This is a genomic window from Pseudomonas sp. FW305-3-2-15-E-TSA4 (genome assembly GCF_058787295.1).
Window position 1 is genome coordinate 102,021 of sequence record NZ_JBYSZP010000002.1, and the last position, 22,764, is coordinate 124,784.

Here is a 22,764-nt window from a genome sequence, read left to right on the forward strand (position 1 = left end):
GACTGCTCCTGGCCGGTAGCGGTCGCTTGCCGATGTCCGCTTCTGGCCGATACCGGTCGCTTATGAAGGTTCTCTAATTGCCGCTAGCTGACACCTGCGGTTAGTCTTTAGGTTTGCTTGATGTCGTTTTTTTTCTGACTCGTGGTTTGCGCTTCGCCTCGGGCTGCTGGCGCATATGGCTCAATTGCTGCTCCAATGTTTCTGCTCGAGCCAGCTGCGCTGCGGCAAGTTGCTGCGCTTGGCTGAGCTGGGTTTGGAGCGACTCAAGTCGTCGTGCCGATTGTTCGACTTGCCGCCCAGCATCCTTAAGCTGGACTGCCATCGCTTTGCTCTCCTCCCTCGCGCGGTCTACCTCGCGGTGCGCACGATCCTCCACCCCACGCAGATAGCTGTCCTGGTCGGCACGGCCCTGTTCATGTTTTCGGCGCAACGCCTGCAGTTCTTGCTGAAGTGCCTGGTTTTGCTGCTGGGTATCGTGCCGTTCGAGCAACAACGCGTCACGCTGTTGCTGCAGCTCCTCAATCTGCGCCTGGCGCTGTACCAACAGCAGATCCAGATCAGACAAACGCAATTCGGCCGCCTGACGCCCGGCCACGGCCTCTAACACCTGCTGTCGACCCTTCGCCACATCCTGACGAGCTTGATCCTCGACTACTGCGAGTCGTTCACGCTCAAGATCCAACACTTGCCGCTGCTCAGTTAGGGCCAGCTCGGCCACGCCTTGCGCAAGATGTATAGCCTATTGCCACACCGAAACGAAGGCCTGTGACACCTCGCTAGGTAATGTTGGCAAACGGGTCTCGCCGTTCAAGCGTTCGGCCAAACGTGCCCACCAAATATCGAGCAGTCCGCCGACTCTAGCTGGACTCCCTCTACCAAGTTCCAGGCGCACGCGCTCCACCGTCGGCCGCTCACCACAGACCAGCACTGCAGCCGCGGCCGTAAACACCTCGTTTCCGGCACCCCTACTGCCATCGCTCACCTCAGCGTATATTAGGTCTGACAATTAAATGTTATCCGTGCCAAATGCTGCAGACGAGGCTCGCCGCGGTTCGATCGTGCCCTGCTGCTGGTCTGGAGCGACGGCGCCGCTCGGAAGCGATCAGCCTGACGGTCGAGGACATGCGCCGATTGAATGCCAGAACCTAGATGTACGTCCCCGACTGGACCAAGACCGAGACCGGCCAAAGCCTCGATGACGCAGAACTTCACCTCGTGGGTTTCGAGAAGATGGCGAGCGCCTTAAAAATCGCGCTCCATGGTGACCTGAGCCAACCGTTCCGGAGGTCATGACGACGAGGCTGAGGCGAACGGTGAAACAAGGCCTGTGTACACCATACGATGAACAATCACGTTAATTGTCAGAGCATTGAGCCAGTAATCCAAGGCACGTGAACTGCTTGTGAACTTCTAACATCGCCCACTTGTTAAACCACGTATTACGCTACGCGCCTCCTGCACCAACATCTGTATCACTCCAACAATCACCCCAGCACCCTATAAATCTCAGAAACCACCTGCATCGTAGCGTCTTCGATTGTTCCCTCATTACGGCACAGAACCCAGCCGTGCTCCTTTACCGCTTGCTCGAACATCTCCGTACACGCCATATGCTCTGCGTACTTCTGGATCACAGTGCCGCCCAATCCTCGCGATCTTGTCGCAGCCCTTGCCCATGAAATGTCCGGATTGGTGACAACGCCAACATGCAGGTCAGGCACTCGCACGTCTCGATCCAGGTTCAACTGGAGAATCTCGGCAAACGGGATGGTTCGGCGAAACGCTGCATCAGACGGATACCAGCGATCAATCAGGATAATGCTGTCCAGCGGCTGCTCCGTCAGCACGTTTCGGGAAATCCAGCGCCGACTATCAGCCAGGCGCTGGCACACAGCCCATTCCAGATCCCGGGAAGGATTTCTGACAAGCGAGTTGATCAGGGCCATGGTTTCACCCCGGAAAGGATCGCTTTTTCTCTCGCAGAGCCGGATGACTTTCTTGTTGCCGGCCCTCAGTGCCGTCGTAACGGCCTCCAACAGCGTGGTTTTGCCGGTGCCTTTGGGGCCATCCAGAGAAACAAACAGCGGACGATTCATTGTTCACATAACGATGGATTTATGGAGGGTCACTCTAACCGCATTCCTGGCATTTCTGGCATTCCAGTGGCTGAATTGTCATTTCCAATGGCATGGCCCTGCCCTCACCCTACTTCACCGCCCTCCGCAGCTTATTGCTGGAGAAATGACTGGAGACTGTTGTGGCCGTCCACGATCAGTCCTCTAACGAGCGCCTCATAGTGTTCGGCAGTAGTGAGATCTTGCAGATCGAAGCTTGCCGACCAACGGATGAACGTCTTTGACTGTCCAGTCAGCGAGGCTAATTGAACAGTAGCTACATAGTTGTCCAACGGTAACGGAGCCTCCTCGAAGCGATAAGACAGCATCGTATTGCGATCATCGACCGACAAAAGACGCTCCCTGACCACAGCACCATCGACCAATATGAGTTTGCGAATACAGCCAACCAATCCATCGGGCTGGTTGTCCTCGATGCTGCTTTCCAAAATGGAGGGATGCCATTTACCAATCTCACCAAACCTCTTCAACACGCTCCAGACGTGCGCTATATCGCTGTCCAGGACAGCGGAGAACTCAACCATCGACATCGTCAACTGTTTTCGAACCTGACCTCTGCGCACGTCAGAGGTGGATGAAATCCGGTCCCGGTATGGATCAACAGGACCGGAAGACGCTCAACCTGCGAATTGGTGATAAACCTTGGCAATGACCTTCCAGGCCCCGTCGATTTTGATCAGGGTCAGGTAATCGTTGTAATCAGCGCCGATTGCATCCTGTTCCATATCGACACGAACCACGGCGGTGGTTGGCGTGATCGCCAGTACGTCGAGTCGGGTGATGATGTTCGGGGCATCGCCGTTCTGCTCTACGAAATCAAGCAGATTACTGATCGGGCCGCCCAGCAGTTCACCATTGGTGAAACCGTACATCACGGCGTCTTTATGGAACGCCTGCGCAACACTCTGTGCACTGCCCACACGCAGCCCTTCAACATACTGATTGGCAATGGCGATGACAGCGTTGTACTCAGCGGTGGGTACTGCCTTGATGTTTTTCGACATGGGTCTCTCCTTCCAGTAAGGGCGAGGCGCGACGCACCTCGCCAATTGCATTCAACGGCTCAGGCGCTTGGGTGGGTGTGGTAGATCTTGCTGACAATCGTCCACTGACCTTCAACCTTCAGCAGGTTGAAGAAGTCGGTGAAACGGAATCCTGAAACATTGTCGGTATCGACCCGGGCGCTGGCTGCCGTGCCTACGATGTCGATGCGAACGATCGCCGCTTGCGCTTCCGGAGACGGGCGGAACGCGTTATCGATGACGTCGTACAGGTTCTGGATCGCACCGCCGACGAGCTTGCCGTCGTCGACCCCGAACATGGTGGCCTGCTGGTTGAATGCGGGCTTCATCAAGGCGCTGTCAGCTTTGGCACCACCTTCGTTGTACTGGCTGAGCACGTCGACGATTGCGTTGTATTCCTGAACATAAGTTGAAGTGGACATGAGGTATTCCTGAGTTAGTAAATGGCTGAAGAAAGCAAGGAAGGTTTACGGACGAGGCTCGGTAAACAGTCACCAATCCTGGCGCGTCGGCGAGATGATCAGGTCGTTGACGGTGACGTTTTCCGGTTGGTTGAGCGCGTAAATCACGGCTCCCGCGATGTCGTCGGGGGCGATGGCAATTCGGTTGAGCGCTTGGGCAGCCTTGCGCCCTTCAGGATCACTGACCTTGTCGGCCCAGCCGGTATTGATGACACCCGGGCTGACCGTGTTGACGCGGATGCCGTGCTGCACACCGAGCTCCTTGCGCATGGACTCGGTCATGGCCTGAACGAAAAATTTTGTTGCGCTGTAAACACCCGCCGCCGGTCCGACCTGATGACCGGCAACAGAGTCCATATTGAGAATCTGCCCGGACTTGCGCTCCAGCATGAAAGGCAGCACCGCCGCCGTAGTGTTGAGGTAGCCTTTGATATTCACGTCGATCATCTTTTCCCAGTCCTGCACCGCCAGGTCGACCCAGTTGGAAAAAAGCATCAGCCCGGCGTTGTTCACCAGAATGTCTACGGCGCCGTAGGTCTCATGCGCAAATTGCGCCAGCGCCTGGGTTTGATGCGCCTGAGTCACGTCGGTGGTAAAAGCGACCACTTCGTTACCGCCCGCCCGCAACTCGGCGACAAAGCTTTCCAGACCCTGTTCATCCAGTGCGGCGGCCACTACGCGCACGCCTTGGGCGACAAGCGCGCGGGTGGTGGCGGCGCCGATGCCGGAAGACGCGCCGGTGACGATGGCTACTTTGTTTTGCAGATAATTCATGCTCGTTACCTCTTATCGATAAATGCCGTCGTTCAGACGTTTGCGGTTGGCCAGTCGATGTAACCCTTGGCACCGCCGCCGTAGTAACTCTCGCGTGGCGCGATGGTGAGCTCGATCCCGCGACGCAATCGCTCCACGAGATCGGGGTTGGCAATGAACAAACGACCAAACGCCACCGCATCGATCAGCCCCTGCGCGCGACGCTCAAGCGCCATCGGCAGGTCGTAGTTGTTATTGCCAATGAATGGGCCTTCGAACTGCGCACTCAGCGCGTCCAGATCCACGCCTTCCGGAACCGTGCGGGAGGTCGCCGTGGCGCCTTCGACAAAATGCAGATAAGCCAGATTGAATTGATTGAGCTGCTGAATCAGGTAACCGTAAGTCGCCATGACATTGCTGTCGGGAGGTGTATTTCCGGCATCGGGTGTAACTGGCGAGAGGCGAATACCGACCCGATCGCTACCCCAGATCGAAATCACGGCGGCGGTGACTTCCAGCGTCAGTCGAGCCCGGTTCTCGATGGAGCCGCCATATGGGTCAGTTCGTTGATTGGTGGAATCGCGCAGGAACTGGTCAAGCAGATAGCTGTTGGCGGAATGCACTTCTACGCCATCGAAACCGGCGCGTCTGGCATTCTCTGCGGCCAGTTTGTACTGCTCGATGATGCCTGGAATCTCCGAGGTTTCCAGTGCGCGAGGCATCGACACCTCGACAAAGCCTTTCTCGGTGTAAGTGCTGCCTTCGGCCTTGATCGCCGAAGGCGCTACTGGCGCTTCGCCGTTGGGTTGTAGCTCGACACTCGAAAAGCGCCCTACGTGCCACAACTGACTGACGATTTTGCCGCCCGCCGCGTGCACCGCGTCAGTGACTTTTTTCCAGCCAGCTACCTGTGCCTCCGACCAGATACCCGGGGTCATGGCGTAACCCCGCCCCTGGGGAGAAATATTGGTCGCTTCGGCGATGATCAAGCCTGCACTGGCGCGCTGGGCGTAGTAAGTCGCGTGCATTTCATTCGGTACGCCGTCTTCGGCCATTCGGCTGCGTGTCACAGGTGCCATGACAATTCGGTTAGCCAATTGGAGTGCGCCCATTTGCATGGGCGAAAAAAGGTCGGTATCAAACGTGTTAGCCGTCATAAAATCCTCGACTGAATAGACCGGTCGTCTAGTGGAAGGTTAAAAAAATACGCCCCTCTGTCAGCAGGCGTTTGCTGGTGATAGTGCTGTTTCAAAAGCTGCCATCGTGTTCACGACTGTTACCGGCAGCGTTGCACCTGGTCACACAGGTGGTCGTCTGTATGACCCGTTCGTGAGGGCTCTAGCGCAACTTTCTCCCACTTGCTGATAACCAGCGGCGCAATCGCATTGCCCAGTACATTGAGCGTGGTGGTGCCGCTGTCGATAATCCTGAAAATGCCGGCGATCAATGCCACACCTTCCAACGGAAGACCGGCAGAGGCCAAGGTGGCTGACAAGATCACGATTGCAAACCCAGGCACACCTGCGGCGCCCTTCGAGGTCAGTACCATCGTCACGACCAACAGAATCTGCTGTGACAGAGACAGGTCGATCCCATAGAGTTGCGCCACAAAAATGGTCGCCACACCGAGAAAAATCGATGCGCCATCGAGATTGAACGCATACCCCACCGGCACCACAAAACTGACGATCCGACGCGGTACACCGTAGCTTTCCAGTTTGGTCATCAGTTGCGGCATGACGGCGGCTGAGGCGGCACTGGAAAACGCCAGAATCAATTCATTACGGAAGTAGCGGATCAACTTGAAGATGTTTTCGCCAATCAAATAACAAATGCCACCCAGTACCACCAAAGCGAACACCATCAGCGCCAGATACACCACCCCAATCAACTTGAGCAGCGGCAGCAGCGAGGCAAAACCAAACGTCGCGACGGTCGCGCCGATCATGCCAAACACCCCTATCGGCGCGTAGGCCATCACAATGGAAACCACCTTGAACATAGCATCGGAAAGGCTCTGCACGACCGCAATAAATGGCGCGCTTTGGTCTTTGGGCAAAGCATTCAACGCCAGCCCCAACAGCACAGCGAAGAACAGTACCGACAGCAACTTCGCTTCTGACATTGCCACTATCACGTTGTCTGGAACGATGTTCTGCAAAATCACCAGCGCCCCTTTGGACGGCTCAAGCGTGATCGATGCAGCGCCATGCGAAAGGCCTGAAATATCGGTTCCTCGTCCTGGTTCGAAGAGGTTGGCAAAACACAGGCCTATGACGATGGCCAGCGCGGTAATCGCAAAGAAGTAGCCGAGCGACTTCACCCCCATACGGCCGAACGATTTGCTGTCACCGCCGCCCGCGATCCCCAAAATCATGCAACAGAACACGATCGGAACAACCACCATCTTCATCATCTTGATAAAGATGTCACCGAGCGGTTTGAGGATCTCCGCACTCACCCATGTCTGATAGTGCGGATGCGTATTGAAGTACCAACCTGCAAGCACGCCAAGCAATAGCCCGGCAACGATTTGCCACACCAAGGGAATACGTTTCATGTCTAGCCTTCTTGTTGGAATGAAAGGCCTGCGTCTATTCGCAGTTGCTAGAGTCATGAGCTTCCAGCTCACTTGAGATCGAATGGCACAACGGGTTGTGCCATGCATGTTCCTATTTAGCGAAGAGCTGGCTCATATCCTTGAACGCCTTGAATTCAAGAGCGTTGCCGCACGGGTCAAAGAGAAACATGGTGGCTTGCTCGCCTACCTGGCCTTTAAACCGAATGTACGGTTCGATCACAAACTCGGTACCAAACGACTTCAGACGTTCGGCCAGCGCTTCCCATTGTTCCCACCCCAAAATGATGCCGAAGTGCGGAACCGGGACATCGTGTCCGTCGACCGGGTTGCTGTGAACGCTCTCTTGTGAGGCTGTTTTCGGATGTTCGTGGATCACCAGTTGGTGACCATAAAAATCGAAATCGACCCATTGCGTGCTGGAGCGCCCTTCTTCAAGACCAAAGACCTCACCGTAGAAGGTGCGCGCCGCAGCCAGGTCATAAACAGGGATCGCGAGGTGAAATGGCGAGAGGCTCATCAGAACTCCAAATATTTTTTGTTGGTTGGCGAACATTTCCACCGTCATCAGCTCTCTGGGTTCAGCCGGCGCCGGGGATGGAAAACATCCTAGGACGGAAAACCAAACATAAAAATCAATATATATTTCTCAGAAACACAATTAATATTTGTGAATGATCAAAGAACTGAAAACACTCATCGCGGTGGCGCGGGAAGGCACATTCGCCGCTGCCGGCAACAAGATCGGCCTGACCCAGGCCGCTGTCAGCGCGCAGATTCAGCGCCTGGAAACCGAACTCGGTTTTGAGATTTTCGACAGGAAAGGACGTTCGGCCCATCTCAACAAAATGGGTCACCAGATACTTCTGCAGGCGCAGGAGTTACTCAGGCTATACGACAATCTGGGTTCCACTGCGCTGGGCCAACCTACCAACATACTCATCAACATCGGTGCGATCGCATCCGTGCAACGTTCCTATTTGCCCGATGCGCTGGCGAAGTTTCACCAGCAGTGTCCGCAATGCCGCACACGTGTCATTCCAGGGCTGTCGATGGAAATGGTGAACCTCGTAGACGCCGGCGAAATCGACATGGCCGTCATCATTCGTCCGCCCTTCTCTCTTCAAAGTGACCTGCGCTGGACGACGCTGGCGCGAGAGCCCTACCGACTGATCGTGCCACGCGAGCTGGAGGGAGAAGACTGGTCGGAACTGCTGTCCAGCCAGCCATTCATTCGCTATGACCGATCATCTTTCGGCGGCCGGCAGGTTGATCGTTTCCTGCGACAGATGCATTTCACCTTGCAGGAAGTTTGCGAACTGGATGAACTGGAGGCCATCATCAAACTGGTGGAAAAAGGTGTAGGCATAGCGCTGGTGCCACAGACAGAGCCCCATCAGGAATGGCCCGAAGGTGTACGAGCGATCGATTTGGGACAACACACCTTTCACCGGGATATCGGGCTGGTACATCGATCTAGACAGAGTTTCACCGAGCCTGTGCGAATTTTGGCTCAGCTTATAAGTGATCAGGTAACCGCCGTTGCAGAATAATAGTCGCCAAGCGCGGACCGAAATGCTGTGCAGCGACGACGCCAGCAATGATTGAAGAACTCAGCGCCTGACGGCGAACTACCTACGGCGCTGTGTTTTTCAGACCTCGCTCCAGGCAATCAGAACTGCCTGCCCGATCATGATCATTGCTGCTTGGCAGCATTCGTCAGTGCGTCTTCAGCGCACGTTCGACGCTGATAGCAAGCGGCGTGGTTGGCCTCCCGATGAGTTCAGCCAAGGCGCGCTCGTTGCTGTAGAGCGCTCCCTGTGAAGCGCTGACGTCATAGGAGGCCAATGCTGCGGCGAGCCCCTTCGGCAAGCCAACACCTTCGAGCGCGGCGGCGTAGTCGGCTTCCGGGAGGTTGCGGTAAGGGATGTTCTTGCCGGTCTGCTTCGAGATTTCTGCCGCCAGATCGGCGAGCGTCCATGAGTTATCGCCGACCAGTTCATAGGTCGCGTTTTCATGGCCATCAGCAGTCAACACCACGGCGGCGGCTTCAGCCAGATCCTCGCGTGTCGCTGAGGAAATCCGGCCTTCGCCTGCACTACCAAACAGCGCGCCATTAGCCAGTGCCATACCAGCGAAACCGGTGTGGTTTTCTGTGTACCAACCATTGCGCAACAGCGTGTAGGAAAGTCCGGACGCCTTGAGGGCAGCCTCGGTTGCGCGGTGTTCGTCGGCAAGTTGCAACATGGACGAGTCAGCGTTCAACACACTGGTGTAGACAATGCGCTGGATGCCCGCCCTTTTTGCCGCCGCGATGACATTGGTGTGCTGCGCAGCACGTTGCCCGATTTCGCTGGAGGAGATCAACAGCAAGGTTTCCACTCCGGACAACGCCGCATCCAGCATCTCGGCCCTGGAATAGTCGAACGCCCTTGCCGCAACGCCCAGCCCTTCTGCCTGTTCCGGCTTGCGCGCCAGGGCAAGAATACTGCTCGCGGCAACTCGCTGCTTCAGGTGCTCGATGACGAGGCGGCCCAGTTGGCCGGTGGCTCCAGTAACGGCAATGCTCATGCGGTGACTCCTTGGTGAACGGAAGAGTTGAAGAAACAGCCATGAGCGAATATAAGAAATTAGATTACTTAAAGTAAGTACGTACAAAAAGGTAAGTGCATGAATACGAACGCGCCTTCGAAATCATCAGAGAAGCCGTCTGCAGTCTCATTGTCCGAACGATTGAGGCGCGGCGACGTGCTCGCGCCAGAGTGCCCGTCGCGAGAAATCCTGAGCCACCTGACAAGCCGCTGGGGTGTGCTGGTGCTGATTGCCCTGCTGCCTGGCACGCTGCGGTTCAGCCAGTTACGACGCAAGATCGGCGGGGTCAGCGAACGAATGCTGGCGCAGACGCTTCAGTTGTTGGAAGGCGATGGAATGGTGGAGCGTCACGCCTATGACATCGTGCCGCCACATGTCGAATACACGCTGACGCCTATGGGGATGGAAGCCGCAGTACGGGTGCGCGAATTGGCCGATTGGGTGGAGAGGCACTACGCAACCGTGCTGCGTCAACAAGAGATGGCAGCCGTGGATAAAAGCTGAATGTCTTTCGCATGAGAAGCGTTAAAGCCCGTCCATTTCACTCTCGTCGCAGAAGAGTATGGGGAGCAATGCCGAAGGTCTTGCGAAAAGCGTGGCTGAAATGAGAGAAGTCCGAGAAGCCGAAATCCAGCGCCGCCTGGGAAATGCTACGGACTTGACCACGCTCGATCGCGTCGCGGCTGGCGAACAACCGTGCCTTCCAGATTTCCGCGACCGGCGATTTCTGATGGCGGGCGAAAGCGCGCGTCACTGTGCGCGTGGAAACATGGTGAGCTTGAGCAATGCGCTCGAGTGAAAGATCCGCCTCGGTCAGATACTGATGGATGTAATTCATGATTCGGCCGTACAGGTCCAACTCGTCATGTGTCTGCTTTAAATCCTGAAGCTCCAGGCTGACCACCAAGAGGTCGAGCAACGTGCTGGAATAACGACTGGACAGGCCTGGTTTTTGGAAGCCTGAAGCCATGCTCGCGGCCTGGCGCAACATTTCGCGTAACGGAATTACCCCTGGACGACGATCATCCAGAACCATGGCGGTGCACTCCGCTATTCCCGGCAGCCGCTGGCTGAGCAGTTGTCGCGGAATGCGCACAAGGTGGTTATCGGTACCACCGAAGCTGAATCTGAAGGGCTGGGATGCGTCATAAAGGAACAGATCGTCCGCTGCCAGCTTCGTCCGCCGGTCAGCCTGCTCCAGTTCGCCATAACCGCTGCGGGTAAAGCCCAACCACAAATCGTCATTCGGGTCGCTGCGCAGGTGCTGGGCGGTCCGCTCCCAATAATGCAAGGGTGCGGACAACGTGCAGATGTCCAATGCCCCCATGCCATGCACCTCCAGCGCCCCGTCGAAATCGCTCTGCGCCAGCAGTTTGCTGTCTGCGTCCAGGCAATGGTGACACACCACCTCCTTCCAGTAATCGAACCGTTGGGGCGCCGTGACGGCAAGCGTTGAATACTGACATGTCTGGCTCATTGCATGGACCTCGCGGCGGCGGTTCAACAAAAAAGCGTGGTAACGTTTTTTGCGAGCTCAGCAATTATCAGGCCATCTGCTCAGTCTCACGCCCAGCGCTTAGCCGCGCCGCGAGATCGCCCTCCGCACACTTGGCAGACAGTGCCTCCCCAGCACTTCCCCTGCAACTTCTCTGGGCACTTCGTCCCTTGTTTCACAAGCCCCGCACCATCGCTGCGCATCAATGATGCTGGCCATTTACGGCTGTCCTTTTTAACCAAATGGTTGTCCATTCGAGCCAAGCACATCCCATCTCCCCTCGATAATTTTCACTCCATGCCGTGTCCCTCCCGACACCAATGACGAGGTGCCTCATGCAACGACGAGAACAGCAGCGTCTGTCCGATTCGTCCTGGTTTTTACAGCGCTGGGACATGGCACCCGAAGAGTTCGCCAGTTACCTGGTGCAACTCGGGACCTTGGCGTTGCAACGCCGATGGCGTGGTCCTGATCGCAAAACAACAACATCCACTGGCCTGTAGAACAGCGAACCGTCCGTTTGAGACGGGAATAAAGGAGCCCCCATGGAATCTGCAATCGATAAACATCTGAAATGTCCGCGGACTTTGTCGCGTCGCGTCCACGACGAATACCAGCCACCCTTTCCCATGTTTGTGGGACGGGCTGACGAAAACGTGAAGCAAGTCGTGATGGCTTACCTCGGGGTGCAATTTCGCGAAGAACAACGCGCCGCCGCCCTGCAGGCCATACGCTACATTGACGCCAGCTTCGCCCTCGCCGATGGCCCCGGGCATTACGACCTGACCTACCACCTCGACAATCAGGGGTATGGAAACTTCATCGCCGTGGGCTACTGGCGTGATCCCGTCGCCTATCACCGTTGGCTGCTTTCACCGCCGGTGGCGAATTGGTGGGGCGACGATGCGCGCCTGAGCGAGGGGCTGGGATATTTCCGCGAAGTCATGGCCCCGCGCGCCGAGCAGTTCGAAACGCTGTATGCCTTCAAAGACGATTTGCCAGGCGTCGGTGCGGTCATGGACGGCATCAGCGGCGAGATTGAAGAGCACGGCTACTGGGGCTCGGCGCGCGACCGCTTTGCCATCTCCCAGACCGACTGGATGCAGCCGACCAGTGAGCTGCAAGTCATTTCAGGCGATCCGGCCAAGGGCGGCAGGGTCGTCGTACGTGGCCACGACAACCTGACGCTGATCCGCTCCGGACAAGACTGGGTCGAAGCTGGCGAGGAAGAACGCGCGCTCTATTTCAACGAGATGCTGCCGCCCCTGCAAGACGGCATGAACTTCCTGCGTGACGAGGGACAGGCGCTGGGCTGCTATAGCAACCGTTTCGTACGCAATATCGACCTCGATGGCAATCTCCTCGACATCGCCTATGACATCGGTCACTGGCGATCGCTCGACAAGCTGGAGCGCTGGGCAGAATCCCACCCCACTCACCTGCGCATTTTCACCACGTTCTTCCGCGTGATCGGCGGTCTTTCGAAGCTGCGGCTGTATCACGAGGTCTCGGTGGCGGATGGTAGCCAGCAACTGTTCGAGTACATCAACTGCCACCCGCAGACCGGGATGATGCGCGACGCACACGTGTCGCCCGCCTGACTCCATCGCTGACTCCACTTTTAGCCCTGCGCGTTGCCTGACTGGCGATAGCGGGGCTCTTTTTGCCCGAAAAAAGGATCTTCGATCATGAAACGGTTCCGCTACCTGGCGCTTGCAGCCCTCCTCCCCAGCCTTTCCTCCCACGCGCTTGAGGTCGATCCTGGCGACTACGAGCCGCTCCCCGTGGGCGCGACCATCGGCGTGGTCTACTACCAGCACGCCAGCACCGACAAAGCCTATTCCAACGGGCACAAGACCAGTTCCGATTTCAACCTGACGTCCGACGTCGGCATTTTGCGTCTGCTGCACGTCTACCAGTTGAGCGAGCGGCTGACCATCGAACCGCAATTCCTGTTGCCCTTCGGCCATATCTCGGGCGGTGGAGATGCGTCTGCGCTGGGCGACGCCAGCGGCATCGGCGACCTCATTCTTACTGCGCCGCTCAAGTACCGTCTCAACGACGCCAACGACACCCTCGGTGCGACCGCTTACCTGTACGTGCCGACTGGCAACTACGACAAGGACGACGCGCTCAACCTTGGCGAGAACCGTTGGAAATTCGATCTGCAGGCCGCTTACGTCAAGCACTTCACAGAAAAGTGGGCCATCGACCTCGTCGGTGACGCCATCTGGTACGGGGACAACAACGACTACGGCGCCAGCTCTGCCCGTCGCGAGCAGGACGTTTCCTATGGCGCCCAGTTGATGGGGCGCTACATGCCCGACGAGACAACGGCGCTGGCGATCGGCTTCGGCCACAGTTGGGGTGGGGAAAACCAGGTCGATGGTGTCAACCAGGACGACAGGATGGAAACCACCAACGTCCGCGTTACGGCCAGAAAGTTTCTGACCACCAGGGACCAATTCCAGGTGCAACTTGGACGCGACCTTGCGGTGGAGAACGGCCCCAAAGAGGACTTTCGCATGAACCTGCGCTACGTCAGGGTTTTCTAGCCCCCTCCTCCGCGCAGCCCGTATCAAGCGTGCCAACCGGCTCATGAGATGCCCCTGATCTTAAACGGAGTAACCCGACAATGACCGACCAGCAACCCACCGCAGAACAACAACCTTCCCTCTACACCCGTCTTGGCGGCTATGACGCGATTTATCAGTTCGCAGGCGCCGTGTTAAGAAAAACCATGGGCCATCCCGCCATCGGCCACATCTGGGCCCATATGTCGGAATCGACGTTCCAGAAGGAACACATCAATTTTGTCGACTTCCTTTCCGAGCACTGGGGTGGCAGCGCCAAATACAGGGGCCGAGACATGGTCACCGCGCATCGCGGGATGGGGCTGACCGAGGTGCACTGGCAAGCCGTGCTCGATTGTCTGGAGGCCTGCTACGACGACTACGGCCTGGCCCCGGACCTGCGCAAGGAGGTCAATGACTTCCTCATCAAGTTCAAACCGGCGGTGATCGGCAGCCCCTCCTATCGGGATGTGGTACTCGCGCACCCGGAAATGGACCCGGCCAAAGGCATGAAGAGCGTCGGGGTTGTCTGGCCGAAACCCGGGAATTCGTTCCGAAAACCGACCACGGCCGAATCCGAAGACTGACACGCTCGGCAAAAACCGGCGCCACCGCAATACGGCGTCCCGCTCAACCAAGTGAATGTCCTCCTCAACCAAGCGCCGCTCAATGTGCGCAGATAGCTTGATACCAGCCCGGTCGTGACATCGCCAATCGTGCGCACCGTAACCGGGCTTCTCCGAGACGACGTTTGAACAGACATTGCCAACCCAGCAGGTTGGCACAGGACACAGGACACCCCATGGCCATCATCCGCCCGACGCTCGAACAAGTGCAGGATCTCGCCAGCCGCCTGCATATACAGCTGACTCCCGAGCAAGCCAGCGAATACCTGGCGCTCATGCAATCCAGTTTTGATGCCTACGATCTCGTCGATGAGTTGCCAGACTTCATCCCCCCGGTGTGCTACGAGCGCAGTGCCGGTTACCGCCCATCAAGTACGGACAATCCGCTGAACGCCTGGTACTACAGAACCGAGGTAATGGGTGCCAGTTCGGGCAAGCTTGCCGGCAAGACGGTTGCGCTCAAGGACAATATCTCTCTGGCTGGTGTCCCGATGATGAACGGTGCCGCGCCACTGGAAGGATTCGTACCGTCGTTTGATGCCACTGTGGTGACACGTCTGCTCGACGCTGGCGCCACCATCCTCGGCAAAGCCACTTGTGAACATTACTGCCTCTCCGGTGGTAGCCATACCTCGGATCCAGCCCCTGTGCACAATCCTTATCGCCATGGATTCACCACCGGCGGCTCGTCTTCCGGCAGCGCAGCGCTGGTGGCGTCGGGTGAAGTCGACCTGGCTGTCGGTGGCGACCAGGGCGGCTCCATCCGCATTCCGGCAGCCTGGTGCGGCATTTACGGAATGAAGCCCACCTTCGGTCTGGTGCCCTATACCGGCGTCATGGCGATCGAGGCAACTTTCGACCATGTCGGCCCGATGACGAGCAACGTCCGGGATAACGCTCTGATGCTTGAAGTGATGGCCGGCATCGATGGCCTCGACCCGCGCCAGACCGCTCCTGAGGTCGATGCCTATAGCGATTATCTGGAACGAGGCGTGACCGGGCTGCGGATCGGAATTCTCCAGGAAGGTTTCCAACTCGCTAACCAGGACCCGCGCATCGCAGAAAAGGTGCGCAGCGCTATCGCCCGGCTCGAGGCGTTGGGTGCGCGGGTCGAGGAAGTCTCGGTTCCCGAACACAACCTGGCGGGGGCATTGTGGAGCCCTATCGGCTGTGAAGGCCTGACCATGCAAATGATGCACGGCAACGGCGCGGGTTTTAACTGGAAGGGGCTTTACGACGTGGGCCTGCTGGACAAACAGGCCGGTTGGCGTGACCAGGCCGACGCACTGTCGCCATCACTCAAGCTGTGCATGTTCGTGGGTCAGTTCGGTCTGGAGCGCTACCACGGTCGCTACTACGCCAAGGCCCAGAACATTGCACGCTTTGCCCGGGCCGCCTATGACCGGGCGCTGAATACCTATGACCTGCTCGTCATGCCGACCGTGCCGATCACCGCCCAGCCACTCCCTGAACCGGGCTCTTCCATCACCGAAACCGTCACGCGTGCGTTGGAGATGCTGGGCAATACGGCCGCTCAGGACATTACCGGGCACCCCGCCATGTCGATCCCTTGCGGCCTGGTGGACGGACTGCCTGTGGGGCTGATGCTTGTCGGAAAACATTATGCCGAAGGCACCCTCTATCAAGCGGCAGCGGCATTCGAGGCCTCTGTCGATTGGCGGACGCTGTAAATCGGCGCATCGCGCTGAACGTGAGTAGTAAATTCAGAGGGGTCAAAACATGAGCCATACGCACGAACATCATCACGATCACGATCACGATCACACCGAGCCCCCCGAGGCCATCGCCCTGCGCGTCAAGGCGCTCGAATCCCTGTTGATCGAAAAGGGTCTGGTCGACCCGACCGCCATGGATGCGCTGGTGGACACTTATCAGCACAAGGTCGGCCCGCGCAACGGCGCTCAGGTGGTCGCGAAGGCCTGGTTCGATCCCGATTACAAAAAACGGCTGCTGGAAGATGCCACAGCGGCGATTGCCGAATTGGGTTTTTCCGGCGTGCAGGGCGAAGACATGGTGGTGGTGGAGAACACCGCGGCCGTGCACAACGTGACGGTCTGCACGCTGTGTTCCTGTTATCCCTGGCCAACCCTGGGCTTGCCCCCCGCCTGGTACAAATCCGCGCCCTATCGCTCACGGATAGTCATAGACCCACGCGGCGTATTGGCCGAATTCGGTTTGCTTGTTCCCGATGACAAGGAAGTGCGGGTCTGGGACAGCAGTGCCGAGTTGCGCTACCTGGTACTGCCGGAACGTCCGGCGGGCACAGACGGCTGGAGCGAGGAACGCCTGGTCGAGCTGGTGACGCGTGACGCCATGATCGGTACCGGCCTGGCCAAGACACCGGGCGACGCAGCCTGACCCCGCGAAGGAGAAAACCATGAACGGTGTACACGACTTAGGCGGTATGCACGGGTTCGGCCCGGTGCTCACCGAAGACAATGAACCGGTGTTCCATCACGACTGGGAACGCAGGATCTTTCCGCTGTTTGCCTCGCTCTTCGTCGGCGGCTACTTCAATGTCGACGAATTCCGCCATTGCATCGAACGCATGCAACCGGCGGAATACTTGCAGTCGAGTTACTACGAACACTGGCTGCACGCCTTCGAGACCCTGCTGCTGGAAAAAGGCGTGATCAGCGCTGGCGAACTGCAGGGCACGGTCAAACCGACCTCGCCGACGCAGCCCCCAACGGTGCTCACACCAGACATCGTCGAGGCGGTGACTCTTGGCGGCGCTTCATCCAGGGCGAAGGAGCCTGTCGCCGGCCGTTTCCGAGTCGGTGACCGAGTGCGGACGAAAAATTTCAATCCAACCACCCACACCCGACTGCCACGCTACGCGCGCGGCAAAGTCGGGACCATCGAGATTGCGCACGGTGCGTTTGCCACCCCGGACACGATGGCCCACGGTCTGGGCGAACAACCGCAACAGGTCTATGCCGTGCGCTTCAGTGCGACAGAACTGTGGGGCGTGGCGCGACCGGACAGTGTCTGCATTGATCTGTGGGACAACTATCTGGAGGCCGTATGAACGCCAGCAAGCTTCACATCCCGCCCATCGCCGGTCTGTCCCTCGACGATGAAGGCCCGGTGTTCGACAAACCCTGGCAGGCCCAAGCCTTTTCCCTGCTGCTACACCTGCACCAAACCGGTCTATTTCCCTGGAAGGACTGGGTGCAGACATTCAGCGATGAGATCAAGGCAAGCCCGGCGCAGCCCGGAGAAAGCATCAACGACGCCTACTACCGGCAGTGGATTGCGGCCATGGAAAGGATGGTTACCGCGCTCGGTTTGACCGCATTCGAAGACATCACCCGGCGCACCGAGGAATGGCAGCAAGCCTACGAGAACACGCCCCACGGACAACCGGTCACGCTGCTCAATGCGAGTTGCCCGCCGCCCCATGGACACGAGCACGAACACCTGTCACGGCGCGAACCGATTGCGATCAGCCGAGCCGCAAACTGAGACCGCAGTCATCCGTTTTTTTACTGTCGAGGCCGCGAAGCGGCCAAGGAGCAATCGTCATGCATATCGAACCTGATCTGGTGGAAGCCGGAAAACTCTGGCTGAGCTATGTCACTGCCGCAGGTGTCGGCGCCTACACCGTCAAACTCGCTGCGCAAGCCATCGGTGAGCGTGGGGTCTTTTCGCTGCTGGCTCGGACTGTCACTGCCACGGCTCTGGTCTTCAGCTTCTTCGAGCTGCTGCCGCACTATCCGGTCGGTGTTTCCGAGGTGCATCTCATCCTCGGGTCAACGCTGTTTCTGCTGCTTGGCGCCGCACCTGCTGCGGCGGGTCTCGCCCTGGGGCTGCTGATTCAGGGCCTGTTCTTCGCGCCATTCGACCTGCCGCAATATGGCATGAACGTCACCACGCTACTGGTACCGCTGTGCGCAGTCGCTGCCCTGGCCAAACGCATCATTGCGCCCGACACGCCGTATGTGGAACTGAGCTACAGACAAGCGCTGGGGCTGTCGACCGCCTTTCAGGCAGGCATTGTCGCCTGGGTGGCGTTCTGGGCTTTCTACGGAAAAGGCTTCACAGCCGAAAACGCCCTGTCGATTCTGACCTTTGGCAGTGCCTACATGACCGTGATCACCCTCGAACCGCTGCTGGATCTGGCCGTACTGGCCGCGGCCAAGGCCAGCCATCGTCTGCGGGGTAGTTCGCTGCTCGAACGCCGTCTGTACCAGGCCGCCTGAGTCGACGCACTCCAGTCCAGATCGGCCTGCCCCGAGCATTCGAAGAGCGTAATGCTCGGGGTATCAACCGCAAGAACCGCCCCGCGACTGCCGTAGCAGCCGCGAACGCTGAAGATGGCTTCAACGCTATGGCTTACTGATCTTGAACCAGATGGAGTACATCGCCGGCAGGAACACCAGCGTCACGATGGTTCCGACGAACGTGCCGCCGATCAGTGTGTAAGCCAGCGTGCCCCAGAACACCGAGTGCGTCAGCGGGATGAACGCGAGAATGGCCGCCAGCGCAGTCAGCAGTACCGGGCGAGCACGCTGTACCGTGGCTTCGATCACGGCGTGAAACGGATCAAGTCCCTCTTGCGCGTTGTGATGGATTTGTCCAATCAGGATCAGTGTATTGCGCATCAGAATCCCCGACAGGGCGATCAACCCGACCAAGGCGTTGATACCGAACGGCTGCTGGAAGAGCAGCAGTGTCGGCACCACACCAATCAGCCCGAGCGGCGAGGTGAGGAACACCATGATCATTGCCGACACCGAACGCACCTGCAGAATGATGATCAGCAGTGTGACGGCGATCATGATCGGCAGCAGTGGCAAGATCGCTTGCCCGGCCTTGCCCGACTCCTCGATCGCCCCCGATTGCTCGATACGATAACCCTCCGGGAGCGTGTCGATGACCGGCTGCAGCGCCTTCGTGATAACACTTGAAACGTCCGGAGGCTGCAAGCCTTCGGCAATGTCGCCCCGTACAGTAATGGTCGGCGTGCGGTCACGACGCCGCAGGACGGGATCCTCCATGCGCACATCCACTGTCCCCACTTGCGACAGCGGAATCCGCTGGCCCGCCGTGCCTACCAGCGTAAAGCCTTGAATTTTTGCAGGGTCGAGCCGGATGTCCCCCGCCGCTCGCCCGGTCACTTGTACCGAACGGATGTCCTCACGAACGGCCGTGATCGGTACCCCGGCAAGCAGAAACTGCAACTGCTGCGCGACCGCACTGGAGGTCAGCCCCACCGCCTGCAAGCGGTCCTGATCCAGGGTGAAATGCAGCGCGGGTGTCAGCGGCCCCCAGTCAGTATTGACGGTTCGCATCAAGGGGCTCGCCTGCATCACGGTCTGTACCTGAGCGGCAATCTCACGCAATGTCGAGGGATCGGGCCCCATCACCCGGTAAGCGACAGGAAACGGTGAATACGGACCAAACACCAACTGCGTCCCCCTGACCCGCGCTTCTGGAGCCAGCCCTTCGGCGACGGCCTCGCGCAGACGGAGCTTGAGCACTTCCCGTGCCTCCTGACTCTGCGTCAACACCACAATCTTCGCAAAAGACGGATCAGGCAGTTCCGGCGCCATGGCCAGATAGAAACGCGGCGCACCCTGTCCGATATAAGCCGTGACGATTTTTGCTTCAGGCTGCTTTTGCAGCCAGGCCTCGACTTTGGCGGCGGTGATACTCGTCTGCTCGATGGAGGTTCCATAGGGCATTTGCACTTCAATCAACACTTCGGGACGGTCCGAGGTGGGGAAGAACTGCTTCTTGACCAGGCTCATGCCGACAACGGCAAGGACAAACGTCGCGATAACGGTACCGGCGACCAGCCATTTGCGGGCAATGACGCGCGTCAAGATCCGGCGGAAGCGGTTGTAGTTGGGCGTGTTGTAAATGGCCGCGTGACCACCTTCGACCTGTTTGATGTCCGGCAACAGCTTCACGCCCAGATAGGGGGTAAAGGCCACCGCAACCACCCATGAGGCAATCAGGGCAATGCCTACGATCCAGAACATGTTGCTGGTGTACTCGCCAGCGGTCGATTGCGCGAAGCCGTTAGGCAGAAAGCCGATAGCGGTCACCAGCGTGCCGGAAAGCATCGGTGCGGCAGTGTGACTCCAGGCATACGCGGACGCTTTGATGCGGTCGTAGCCCTCCTCCATTTTCACCACCATCATCTCGATCGCAATGATGGCGTCGTCCACCAGCAGTCCAAGCGCCAGGATCAGCGACCCCAAGGTGATCCGGTCAAAGTTCTTGCCCGTTGCCGCCATCACCACAAACACCACGGCGAGCGTCAGTGGCACCGCTGCGGCCACGACAATACCGACGTGCCAGCCCATGCTGAGAAAGCACACCAGCATCACCACCAGCAAGGCGACGAAGAACTTGATCATGAACTCGTCGACAGCTGAACTGATATTCACCGACTGATCGGTGACCTTGCTGAGTGTCATGCCCAGTGGCATGCCTTCGTTGATCCGGGTGGTCTCCACGTCCAGTGCCTTGCCCAGGTCCAGGCCGTTCCAGCCCTCGCGCATCACCACACCCAATAACAGCGCTTCCTCACCATTGTTACGCACAAGGAAGGTGGCCGGATCTTCGTAACCCCGCTCGACCGTCGCAACGTCCGAGAGCTTCAAGGTACGTCCCTGAATCGCCAGCGGTGTGTCACGAATCTTCTGCAACTTGTCGAAGGCGCCGTCGAGACGCAGGAAGACTTCTGGCCCCTTGGTTTCAATCGAGCCGGCCGGCGTCAGCACGTTCTGATTGTTCAGCGCGGCAAAAATATCCTGCGGGGTCACCCCCAGTGTGGCCAGCCGATCATGGGAGAAAGAGACAAAGATGCGCTCGCTCTGCTCACCAATGATGTTGACCTTTTTCACGCCTGGCACATGCAACAGGCGCTGGCGCAGCGATTCGGCATCACGTACCAGCAGGCGCTGCGGCTCGCCTTTGGCTTTCAAGGCAAACAACGCAAAGGTCACATCTGCAAACTCATCGTTGACCATCGGGCCAATCACGCCGGCCGGTAGCTTGATCGACTCATCGTCGAGTTTTTTGCGCGCCTGGTAGAACTCCTCCTGCACTTGGGAGGGCGGTGTACGATCAAGCAGTGTCACCACGGTGAAGGCCAGACCCGGACGAGTGTAGGTTTCCGTGCGGTCGTACCATTTCAACTCTTGCAGGCGTTTTTCCAGCGGCTCGGCGACCTGGTCCTGCATTTCCTGCGCGGTCGCGCCCGGCCATGCCGTGATGACCGTCAGCTGCTTGACCGTAAACGGCGGGTCTTCCGCGCGACCGAGCTGGAAAAACGCGAGGATCCCGGCAACACCGATCAGGAAGATCAGGAACACCGTGATCGAACGCTCGCGAACGGCGAGCGCCGAAAGATTGAAACGCCCCTGGCTCATGGACGGCTCCCGGCAACCTGGACGTCAGCCTGTTGAGCCAGTCTCACCTCCTCACCCTCGCGCAGAAGATGTGCGCCTAAAGCGACAACTTGCTCACCGACCTTGAGTTCACCGTCGACACGCGCAATGTCATCGCTCACGCCCAACATCCGCACAGGCCGCCAGTTCACCTTGGCCGGGTTGCCAGCAATCACCCAGAGGCCGGGGCCTTTGCCTGGGTCATAAACCGCCGCCAGCGGCACTTGCAACACCTGTGCATTTGCGCGGCTGCCAGCGATCTGCAGCGTAACGGTCGAACCGAGCGGCGCATTGGCCAGCGCGCCCTCCAGCACATACCGCGCCTCAAAGGTGCGCGTCATGCGATCGGCCGAATCAGACAGCAGCCGCAGTCTGGCTGTCACGGCACCCGAGGTGTTGCCATAAAGTGTGGCCTGCGCGGTCGAGCCTGCCGCCGGACGTAGCGTCTCGGGCAGGTGCACGATGGCTTCGCGCTGCCCTGCCCGCGCCAGTCGAACCACGGCTTGCCCGGGGCTCACCACTTGTCCTGGCTCGGCCAGCGTCTCCACCACCACGCCATCGGAATCAGCAAGCAACACCGCATAACCGGACGCATTGCGAGCGACATCAGCCTGCGCTTGCGCCGCGCTCAACTGAGCTTTGGCGGTATCTGCGGCGGCTTTGATCTGATCGTAGGCCGAGGCCGAGATGGCGCCGGCGGCGACCAGGTCGCGATACCGGGCCTCGTCATCCGCCGTCTGTATGGCTCGCGCCCGGGCGGCCATGACCGACTCTTGCTGCGCCCGCGCCTGCAGCCCGAGATCAATCGGGTCGAGGCGCATCAGTGGCTGACCTCGTTTGACCGTCTGGCCTGTGTCAACCAGGCGCTCGAGTATTTTGCCCGAGACCCGAAAACCAAGGTCAGCCTCGACGCGGGCGATCACGACCCCCGTGAAAGCACGTGAAGCCTCGGACGCCGCCGAAACCGCAGCGGACCTCACCAACGGGGCATGCGTACGGGGATCGTCAACGACGGATGAGTCGCCACACGCCGTCAGGACGAGCGGCAACAGACAAACGGCAATCGGTACAGCTAGAGGCCGGCGCATAGGTTCCGTTACTC

The 22,764-nt window shown here is 58.6% G+C and carries 23 protein-coding genes and 1 pseudogene; 11 read left to right on the forward strand and 13 right to left on the reverse strand.

Annotation, left to right across the window (positions count from 1 at the left end):
* Positions 1–100: 100 nt before the first annotated feature.
* The 9 genes and pseudogenes from AC3WMV_RS02870 to AC3WMV_RS02910 all read right to left on the reverse strand — a co-directional run bounded on the left by AC3WMV_RS02870 (position 101) and on the right by AC3WMV_RS02910 (position 7,469).
* Positions 101–975 (reverse strand): annotated as a pseudogene (locus tag AC3WMV_RS02870) (DNA-binding protein).
* A gap of 509 nt (positions 976–1,484) precedes the next feature.
* The gene (locus tag AC3WMV_RS02875) at positions 1,485–2,096 is read right to left on the reverse strand and encodes a dTMP kinase (protein WP_103367116.1); all 612 of its coding nucleotides are present in this window, start codon (positions 2,094–2,096) and stop codon (positions 1,485–1,487) included.
* A 131-nt stretch (positions 2,097–2,227) separates the two neighbouring features.
* Entirely contained in the window at positions 2,228–2,659 is a 432-nt protein-coding gene (locus AC3WMV_RS02880; RefSeq protein ID WP_256584837.1) for an SRPBCC family protein, read from the reverse strand.
* Between the two features lie 93 nt (positions 2,660–2,752).
* The gene (locus tag AC3WMV_RS02885; protein ID WP_103367114.1) at positions 2,753–3,139 is read right to left on the reverse strand and encodes a nuclear transport factor 2 family protein; all 387 of its coding nucleotides are present in this window, start codon (positions 3,137–3,139) and stop codon (positions 2,753–2,755) included.
* A 59-nt stretch (positions 3,140–3,198) separates the two neighbouring features.
* Complete coding sequence (locus AC3WMV_RS02890) at positions 3,199–3,579, reverse strand: nuclear transport factor 2 family protein (RefSeq protein WP_103367113.1); 381 nt, start codon at positions 3,577–3,579, stop codon at positions 3,199–3,201.
* A 69-nt stretch (positions 3,580–3,648) separates the two neighbouring features.
* Positions 3,649–4,392 carry an SDR family oxidoreductase gene (locus AC3WMV_RS02895; protein ID WP_103367112.1) on the reverse strand — a complete coding sequence of 248 codons (744 nt, stop codon included), beginning with the start codon at positions 4,390–4,392 and terminating at the stop codon, positions 3,649–3,651.
* A 32-nt stretch (positions 4,393–4,424) separates the two neighbouring features.
* Positions 4,425–5,528, reverse strand: a complete 1,104-nt coding sequence (locus AC3WMV_RS02900) for an alkene reductase (protein ID WP_103367111.1) — start codon at positions 5,526–5,528, stop codon at positions 4,425–4,427.
* A 119-nt stretch (positions 5,529–5,647) separates the two neighbouring features.
* Complete coding sequence (locus AC3WMV_RS02905; protein ID WP_097089773.1) at positions 5,648–6,931, reverse strand: cation:dicarboxylate symporter family transporter; 1,284 nt, start codon at positions 6,929–6,931, stop codon at positions 5,648–5,650.
* Between the two features lie 112 nt (positions 6,932–7,043).
* Positions 7,044–7,469, reverse strand: a complete 426-nt coding sequence (locus tag AC3WMV_RS02910; RefSeq protein ID WP_039762906.1) for a VOC family protein — start codon at positions 7,467–7,469, stop codon at positions 7,044–7,046.
* Positions 7,470–7,623: 154 nt separating this feature from the next.
* Here AC3WMV_RS02910 and AC3WMV_RS02915 point away from each other — a divergent pair, with 154 nt between their 5' ends.
* A complete protein-coding gene (locus AC3WMV_RS02915) occupies positions 7,624–8,502 on the forward strand; it encodes a LysR family transcriptional regulator (RefSeq protein WP_103367110.1) in 879 nt (292 codons plus the stop codon).
* 166 nt (positions 8,503–8,668) lie between these two features.
* Here the strand turns inward: AC3WMV_RS02915 and AC3WMV_RS02920 are convergent, their stop codons facing one another.
* Complete coding sequence (locus AC3WMV_RS02920; protein ID WP_103367109.1) at positions 8,669–9,520, reverse strand: SDR family oxidoreductase; 852 nt, start codon at positions 9,518–9,520, stop codon at positions 8,669–8,671.
* A gap of 99 nt (positions 9,521–9,619) precedes the next feature.
* Here AC3WMV_RS02920 and AC3WMV_RS02925 point away from each other — a divergent pair, with 99 nt between their 5' ends.
* A complete protein-coding gene (locus AC3WMV_RS02925; RefSeq protein WP_103367108.1) occupies positions 9,620–10,045 on the forward strand; it encodes a winged helix-turn-helix transcriptional regulator in 426 nt (141 codons plus the stop codon).
* A 37-nt stretch (positions 10,046–10,082) separates the two neighbouring features.
* Here the strand turns inward: AC3WMV_RS02925 and AC3WMV_RS02930 are convergent, their stop codons facing one another.
* Positions 10,083–11,018, reverse strand: a complete 936-nt coding sequence (locus tag AC3WMV_RS02930) for an AraC-like ligand-binding domain-containing protein (protein ID WP_027611804.1) — start codon at positions 11,016–11,018, stop codon at positions 10,083–10,085.
* A 353-nt stretch (positions 11,019–11,371) separates the two neighbouring features.
* Between AC3WMV_RS02930 and AC3WMV_RS02935 the strand changes: the two genes are divergently transcribed.
* The 9 genes from AC3WMV_RS02935 (at position 11,372) to AC3WMV_RS02975 (ending at position 18,461) form a co-directional block, all read left to right on the forward strand.
* A complete protein-coding gene (locus AC3WMV_RS02935; protein WP_178083279.1) occupies positions 11,372–11,539 on the forward strand; it encodes a hypothetical protein in 168 nt (55 codons plus the stop codon).
* Positions 11,540–11,581: 42 nt separating this feature from the next.
* Positions 11,582–12,637 carry an aliphatic aldoxime dehydratase gene (gene oxdA / locus AC3WMV_RS02940; protein ID WP_097089776.1) on the forward strand — a complete coding sequence of 352 codons (1,056 nt, stop codon included), beginning with the start codon at positions 11,582–11,584 and terminating at the stop codon, positions 12,635–12,637.
* An 87-nt stretch (positions 12,638–12,724) separates the two neighbouring features.
* Positions 12,725–13,591 (forward strand): transporter, encoded by an 867-nt coding sequence (locus tag AC3WMV_RS02945; RefSeq protein ID WP_103367107.1) that lies wholly within the window; start codon positions 12,725–12,727, stop codon positions 13,589–13,591.
* A gap of 80 nt (positions 13,592–13,671) precedes the next feature.
* Positions 13,672–14,196 carry a group I truncated hemoglobin gene (locus AC3WMV_RS02950; protein ID WP_027611801.1) on the forward strand — a complete coding sequence of 175 codons (525 nt, stop codon included), beginning with the start codon at positions 13,672–13,674 and terminating at the stop codon, positions 14,194–14,196.
* Positions 14,197–14,411: 215 nt separating this feature from the next.
* A complete protein-coding gene (locus AC3WMV_RS02955; RefSeq protein WP_103367106.1) occupies positions 14,412–15,926 on the forward strand; it encodes an amidase in 1,515 nt (504 codons plus the stop codon).
* A 49-nt stretch (positions 15,927–15,975) separates the two neighbouring features.
* Positions 15,976–16,614, forward strand: coding sequence for a nitrile hydratase subunit alpha (nthA, locus tag AC3WMV_RS02960; protein ID WP_103367105.1), 639 nt, complete (start codon positions 15,976–15,978; stop codon positions 16,612–16,614).
* A 19-nt stretch (positions 16,615–16,633) separates the two neighbouring features.
* Positions 16,634–17,287, forward strand: coding sequence for a nitrile hydratase subunit beta (nthB, locus tag AC3WMV_RS02965; RefSeq protein ID WP_103367104.1), 654 nt, complete (start codon positions 16,634–16,636; stop codon positions 17,285–17,287).
* Positions 17,284–17,724, forward strand: coding sequence for a nitrile hydratase accessory protein (locus AC3WMV_RS02970; RefSeq protein WP_103367103.1), 441 nt, complete (start codon positions 17,284–17,286; stop codon positions 17,722–17,724). Before nthB ends, AC3WMV_RS02970 begins: the two co-directional genes overlap by 4 nt.
* Before the next feature lie 59 nt (positions 17,725–17,783).
* Positions 17,784–18,461 carry an energy-coupling factor ABC transporter permease gene (locus AC3WMV_RS02975; RefSeq protein ID WP_103367102.1) on the forward strand — a complete coding sequence of 226 codons (678 nt, stop codon included), beginning with the start codon at positions 17,784–17,786 and terminating at the stop codon, positions 18,459–18,461.
* A 126-nt stretch (positions 18,462–18,587) separates the two neighbouring features.
* On the opposite strand, the gene AC3WMV_RS02980 is transcribed toward AC3WMV_RS02975, so the two are convergent.
* Both AC3WMV_RS02980 and AC3WMV_RS02985 read right to left on the reverse strand, forming a co-directional pair.
* Positions 18,588–21,644: an efflux RND transporter permease subunit gene (locus tag AC3WMV_RS02980; RefSeq protein ID WP_103367101.1), complete on the reverse strand. Its 3,057-nt coding sequence runs from the start codon at positions 21,642–21,644 to the stop codon at positions 18,588–18,590.
* On the reverse strand, positions 21,641–22,750 hold the full coding sequence (locus AC3WMV_RS02985; RefSeq protein WP_103367100.1) for an efflux RND transporter periplasmic adaptor subunit: 1,110 nt from the start codon (positions 22,748–22,750) through the stop codon (positions 21,641–21,643). Before AC3WMV_RS02985 ends, AC3WMV_RS02980 begins: the two co-directional genes overlap by 4 nt.
* Positions 22,751–22,764: the final 14 nt, after the last annotated feature.